Source organism: Streptomyces beijiangensis (genome assembly GCF_017315755.1).
GTDB lineage: Bacteria > Actinomycetota > Actinomycetes > Streptomycetales > Streptomycetaceae > Streptomyces > Streptomyces beijiangensis.
Window position 1 is genome coordinate 1 of sequence record NZ_JAFLRJ010000314.1, and the last position, 6,258, is coordinate 6,258.

At 70.1% G+C, this 6,258-nt stretch carries 6 protein-coding genes; 2 read left to right on the plus strand and 4 right to left on the minus strand.

Annotated features, from left to right (window positions below; translation table 11 throughout):
• The first annotated feature begins 133 nt into the window (after window positions 1-133).
• Window positions 134-1,165, plus strand: coding sequence for a GDSL-type esterase/lipase family protein (locus tag J0695_RS28330; RefSeq protein WP_206966682.1), 1,032 nt, complete (start codon window positions 134-136; stop codon window positions 1,163-1,165).
• Between the two features lie 44 nt (window positions 1,166-1,209).
• On the plus strand, window positions 1,210-1,581 hold the full coding sequence (locus tag J0695_RS28335; protein ID WP_307798790.1) for an ATP-binding protein: 372 nt from the start codon (window positions 1,210-1,212) through the stop codon (window positions 1,579-1,581).
• A gap of 104 nt (window positions 1,582-1,685) precedes the next feature.
• Here the strand turns inward: J0695_RS28335 and J0695_RS28340 are convergent, their stop codons facing one another.
• From J0695_RS28340 to rpe, 4 genes are all read right to left on the minus strand, one after another.
• Window positions 1,686-2,561: an RNA polymerase sigma factor SigF gene (locus tag J0695_RS28340; RefSeq protein WP_206966685.1), complete on the minus strand. Its 876-nt coding sequence runs from the start codon at window positions 2,559-2,561 to the stop codon at window positions 1,686-1,688.
• Between the two features lie 170 nt (window positions 2,562-2,731).
• Window positions 2,732-4,174 (minus strand): GuaB1 family IMP dehydrogenase-related protein, encoded by a 1,443-nt coding sequence (locus J0695_RS28345; protein ID WP_206966687.1) that lies wholly within the window; start codon window positions 4,172-4,174, stop codon window positions 2,732-2,734.
• A gap of 146 nt (window positions 4,175-4,320) precedes the next feature.
• Entirely contained in the window at window positions 4,321-5,337 is a 1,017-nt protein-coding gene (locus tag J0695_RS28350; RefSeq protein WP_206966692.1) for a sugar-binding transcriptional regulator, read from the minus strand.
• Window positions 5,338-5,445: 108 nt separating this feature from the next.
• Window positions 5,446-6,132, minus strand: a complete 687-nt coding sequence (gene rpe / locus J0695_RS28355; RefSeq protein WP_206966690.1) for a ribulose-phosphate 3-epimerase — start codon at window positions 6,130-6,132, stop codon at window positions 5,446-5,448.
• Window positions 6,133-6,258: the final 126 nt, after the last annotated feature.

Genomic DNA, 6,258 nt, shown 5'->3' on the forward strand with positions numbered 1-6,258 from the left:
TCTCTCGCGGGGTGTGGGGCGGGGGCGTCGCATCCCATATGCGAAGTAGATCACGGGGCCCGTGCGTTCGCGGGGCCATGTCCTCGCGGTTCTCTGGGCAGACGTACGGCATGGACATACGAGGGACACACGAGTGAGCGAGGACTGGCTGGATCCGGAGCCCTTCCTGCGGGGCATCGCCTGGTGGGACGCGGGCCGGCCCGTCCGCGCGGATCCCGCCTGTGCGGACCGGATGCCCTGGGACACCTGGGAACGGGCGAAGATACCGGTCGGCGTACGGCTGGAGTTCACCTCCGGGGGCGCGAAGGCGGTGGAGGTCCGCTACAGCACGTCCGACCCGGGACCCGACGCGCCGGTCTTCGTGTTCTCGCTGCTGGAGGGCGATGTCACCCACGCCGAGGCCGCTGCCGTGCCCGGCGAGGACATGGTCGTACGGATCGGGCTCCCGTCCGGCGAGGGCCCTTTCACCCTCCATCTCCCGGACTCCCTCAGCCCCGCCGTCCGCGCCGTCCGCGGACTGGGAGGCACTCCGGCGCCCGCCCCGCCGCTCCCCCGCTGGCTGGTGTACGGCGACTCCATCACCGAGGGTTGGTGCGCCACCCGGCCTGCCCTGGCCTGGCCCGCCGTGGCGGGACGCGCCCTGGGGCTCGATCCGCTCAACCTCGGTTACGCGGGCGCCGCACGGGGCGAACTGGTCTGCGCCGAGCAGCTGGCCGGGCTCGACTGCGCCCTGGTGACGCTCGCCTTCGGCTCCAACTGCTGGTCCCGGGTGCCGTTCTCGGCCGGTCTGATGCACGAGACCGTGCGGGCCTTCGTCGCTGTCGTACGCAACAGCCACCCCGACACCCCGGTGTGGGTGGTGTCGCCCGTCCTGTGCCCCGAGGCCGAGGACACCCCCAACGCCCTGGGTGCGACTCTCGCCGACCTCCGTGGAGCGATCGAGCGGGCGGTTCGCGCGCTCACCGCATCCGGTGACGGCCGTCTCGCCCTGCTGCCCGGCGGAGCACTGCTCGCACCGGACCAGCTGTCCGACGGACTGCATCCGGACGACTCCGGTCACGCCCACCTGGCGGCCTCGTTCGCCGAGGCCGTCCTGGCGTCCTCCCCCGGCCTGGTCCCGGCCTGTCCGCCGGCAGCGAACTCGCCGCTCGGAGGTGATGGATGAGCGCCGGCGGGGTATGCGAACGAAAGATACTTGAGGAGCCGCCCGTGGTTGTCGTGGACTCACCCCTGGCGGACAGTGCCACCGCACGCGACACTGCCGCCCATTTCCTCGCCGAGCACTGCCCCTGGGCAGATCTCGACGCTGTTCTGCTGGTCGTCAGCGAGCTGGTGACCAATGCCGCCCGGCACACGGCCGGCTGGTGGCGGCTGCGGCTGAGCGCCGGGCCCGAGCAGCTGGTGGTGGAGCTCGACGACTCCAGCCCGCACCACCCGGTGGCCCGTACGCCCGACTTCGGTGGCGGCGGCGGTTTCGGCTGGCCCCTGGTGCTAAGACTGGCGGGCCGGGTCGAGATCAGCCCGCTGCCGCTGGGCAAGACGGTACGGACGATCTGGACCCGGCCCGCGACGGCCGCGTGAAGTGAGCCGTGTGAAGTGCGGCGGGTGAAGTGCGGCGGGTGAAATGAAGAGCCGGGCCCCTCGGCGAGCAAGGGACCCGGCGCGGCGTCGTCACTTCTGGGCGGTCACTCCTGGGTGAGCAGCCCCTTGCGCAGCTGTGCGGTGATCCGGGACAGCAGTCGCGACACATGCATCTGTGAGACGCCGAGTTCGACGCCGATCTGCGACTGGGTCATCTCCTGTCCGTACCGCATCTGCAGGATCCGGCGGTCGCGCTCGTCGAGCTCCTCGACGAGGGGCTTCAGCGCGGTGACGTTCTCGATGATCTCCATCTCAGGGTCGTCCTCGCCGAGCCGGTCGGCCAGCGAGTTCGATCCGCTCTCCGAGGCGTCGTCCAGCGGGATGTCGATGGAACCCGCGGTGTACCCGTTGGCGGCCACCATGCCCTCGATGATCTCGTCCTCCGTCAGGTCGAGATGCGCGGCGAGTTCGGCGGGCGTCGGCGAGCGGTCGAGGAGCTGGAACAGCTCGTCGCTGGCCCTGGCGAGCGCGATCCTCAACTCCTGCAGCCTGCGCGGAACATGCACCGACCAGCTGGTGTCGCGGAAGAACCGCTTGATCTCACCGATGATGCACGGCATCGCGAAGGTCGCGAACTCCACCTCGCGGGTGAGTTCGAAACGGTCGATGGCCTTGATCAGACCGATGGTGCCGACCTGGACGATGTCCTCCATCTGGTCGGAGCGGCTACGGAAGCGCGCCGACGCGAACTTGACCAGGGAGAGGTTCAGTTCGATCAGGGTGTTCCGGGCGTACTGGTACTCGTGCGTGCCTTCCTCGAGGACCGCCAGCCGCGCGAAAAAGAGCCGGGAGAGTTCCCGGGCATCGCGCGGGGCGACCGCTGAGGGGCTCTCCACGTACGGAAGCTGCTCTTCGGTCCGGCCGCCAGGCCTGGCTTCGTGCGTCATGAGCCCTGTCGGTACTGGGACTTGGCTCGCCATGGACACGGTGTCCTCCCCTTCTTCTCCGGTGCGTTCGCAGAGCCCGACTACCCGGTATACCCGCATCCATTCACGGAATTCTGGCCAAGGGTGTGGGGGAAGGGTGTGAACGCACCACAGCCGGTCCCCGCGAAGTGCGGGAACCGGCTGCGAAGTTGTGCGGTACGGAGTCAGCTCCAGCTGGCGTGCAGCGGCTTGCCCTCGGCGTAACCGGCGGCGCTCTGGACGCCGACGATCGCCTTCTCGGCGAACTCCTCGAGCGAGTTCGCACCGGCGTAGGTGCAGGAGGAGCGGACGCCCGCGATGATCGAGTCGATCAGGTCCTCGACGCCCGGGCGGGCCGGGTCGAGGAACATCCGCGAGGTGGAGATGCCCTCCTCGAAGAGCGCCTTGCGGGCGCGGTCGTAGGACGACTCCTCGCTGGTGCGGTTACGGACGGCGCGGGCCGATGCCATGCCGAACGACTCCTTGTACCAGCGGCCGTCGGCCGACTGCTGCAGGTCGCCCGGGGACTCGTACGTACCCGCGAACCAGGAGCCGATCATGACGTTCGACGCGCCTGCGGCCAGCGCCATGGCGACGTCGCGGGGGTGACGGACACCGCCGTCGGCCCAGACGTGCTTGCCGTGCTTCTTCGCCTCGGCGGCGCACTCCAGTACGGCGGAGAACTGCGGGCGGCCCACGCCGGTCATCATCCGGGTGGTGCACATGGCGCCGGGGCCCACACCGACCTTGATGATGTCCGCGCCGGCCTCGATGAGGTCGCGTACGCCCTCGGCGGCGACGATGTTGCCTGCCACGATCGGGACGTGCGGGTCGAGCGCCCTTACGGCCTTGACCGCGGCGAGCATCGACTCCTGGTGGCCGTGCGCGGTGTCCACGACGAGCGTGTCCACGCCCGCGTCGAGGAGCTGCTTGGCCTTGCCCGCCACATCGCCGTTGATACCGACGGCGGCGGCGATGCGCAGCCTGCCCTGGGCGTCGACGGCGGGGCTGTAGAGGGTGGCGCGCAGCGCGCCCGTACGGGTCAGGATGCCGACGAGCTTGCCGTCCGCGTCCACGGCCGGGGCGTAACGCCGGTTGGCGCCGTCCAGCTTGTTGAAGGCGTCGCGCGGGTCGATGTCCGCGTCGAGGAGGACCAGGTCCCTCGACATGACGTCGGAGAGCTGCGTGAAGCGGTCGACCCCGGCCAGGTCCTGGTCGGTGACGACACCGATCGGCCTCTGGTCGGCGTCGACGACGACACCGGCGTTGTGCGCGCGCTTGGGGAGCAGCGACAGCGCGTCGGCGACGGTCTGCGTCGGGGCCAGCACGATCGGGGTGTCGAGCACGAGGTGGCGCGTCTTGACCCAGGAGATGACGTCGGTGACGACGTCGATCGGGATGTCCTGGGGGATGACGACGATGCCACCGCGGCGGGCGACGGTTTCGGCCATACGGCGGCCGGCGATCGCGGTCATGTTCGCGACGACCAGCGGGATGGTGGTGCCGGTGCCGTCGGGGGCGGAGAGATCGACGCCCTGGCGGGAACCGACCGCGGAGCGGCTCGGCACCATGAATACATCGTCGTACGTGAGGTCGTACGGCGGCTGCAGGTCATTGAGGAAGCGCACGTGCTGGACATCCCAGTCGTTCGGAGTGGCCCCTAGGCATTTCAGCCAGGGGAAAAAGCACGTAGCTCATTGTCCCACGTCCGCGCGTACACCGTCTGCGGGAGATTCCTCCAGCCCCCCGGGAAACCGCTGGGCGGTTCCTCCAATCACTCCCCGTCGGGGTCGGCCCGCTCCAGCGCGGGGCGCGGCCCGGGGCCCGTCTCCGTCAGCAGGAAGTCGGCCGCGGCGGTGTCCGTGACCAGGCTGGTGACCAGACCCGACTTCAGTACGGCACCGATCGCCGCGGCCTTCCGCAGCCCGCCCGCGATCGCCACGACCTCGGGGATCCTGCGCAGCCGGTCGGCCTCGACCGTGATGCAGCGCTCGCCGAGGTCCCGGCCGACCCGCCGGCCCTCGGTGTCGAAGAGGTGCGCGGACATCTCGGCGGCCACACCCAGCGAGGCGTAGTGCTCGCGCTCGGCGTCGCTGAGCATGTCGTGGACGGTGGAGATGCCGGGCTCCCAGGAGCCGATGGAGACGGCCGCCACGGTCACCTTGTCGAAGTACTCGAAGGCCCTGGCGATGCCGGTCTGGTTGCGCAGAGCGGCTGCCGTCGCCGGGTCGGGCAGCAGCATCGGCGCGTAGATGGGGTGGGCCTCGCCGCCGGAGACCTGGGCGGCGCGCCGTACGGCCTCGACCGATCCGCGCTCGGCCGTCCCTGCGTCGTACACGCCGGTGAGCTGGACGACGGTGCACGGCGGGAGCCGGTCGAGCGCTGCGGCCATATGGATGGTGGAGCGGCCCCAGGCCAGGCCCAGCACGTCGCCCTCGGTGACCAGCTCGCCGAGCAGGTCGGCGGCCACCTCGCCGAGGTTCTCCGGGTCGGGTGCGTCGTCGGTGGCGTCGGCCGGGGACTCCACGACGACCGCGTGGCGCAGCCCGTAACGGGCGCGCAGGGCGTCGGAACGCTCGGCGTCCAGTTCCGCGGGGACACGGATCTCGATGCGTACGAGATCACGCTCCAGGGCGGTCTCCAGGACCCTGGCCACCTTGAAGCGGCTGACGCCGAACTCCTCGGCGATCTGGATCTTGGACTTGCCCTCCAAGTAGAAGCGGCGGGCCATCGCCGCCGCCTGCACCAGCTCCGCGGGTCCCATCCGCAGGGCTGACCGTCCCGCCGACATCGCAGACACCGCGTTCTCCTCACTGCTGTACACGTCCCGGACCCGTCATCCTGTCAGATCCGGCAGATCTTGATCAGCCCCGAAGGACTTCGTTCACCTGCTGGTGGTTCAGTGGCCGCATGCCCAGGCGGCCGTGGCGGTCTTCTCCTGCGCCTGGTTGCGCAGCATGCGCACCGCGGCAGCCGGGTCGTCCGCCCCGTACACCGCCGAACCGGCCACGAAGACGTCCGCGCCGGCCTCGGCGCACCGCTCGATCGTGGCGGCCGAGACGCCGCCGTCGACCTGCAGCCACAGCTCCAGACCGTGCTTGGAGATCAGCTCACGGGTGCGGCGGATCTTGGGCAGCATGATGTCCAGGAAGGACTGGCCGCCGAAGCCCGGCTCCACCGTCATGATCAGCAGCATGTCGAGCTCGGGGAGCAGGTCCTCGTACGGCTCGATGGGTGTCGCGGGCTTGAGCGCCATGGAGGCGCGGGCGCCCTTGGCCCGGATCTCGCGCGCCAGCCGTACCGGAGCGGCCGCCGCCTCCGCGTGGAAGGTGACGGATCCGGCACCCGCTTCGACGTACTGCGGTGCCCAGCGATCAGCGTCCTCGATCATCAGATGGCAGTCCAGCGGGATGTCCGTCGCCCGGCTGAGGGATTCCACGATCGGCACACCCAGCGTCAGGTTGGGCACGAAGTGGTTGTCCATCACGTCGACGTGGAGCCAGTCGGCGCCTTCGACGGCCTTGGCCTCCTCGGCAAGCCGGGAGAAGTCGGCGGACAGGATGCTGGGGTTGATCTGGACGGCCATGCCCCAAGCGTGCCATGGACCGGGCCACTTGCCTGCCACGGTACGGACCAAAGGGTCCCGGGATCAGCACATGCCGTGCAATCCTGGCGATTCACCGGCACCTCGGGGGCGGGAGAGCTCGCGGCG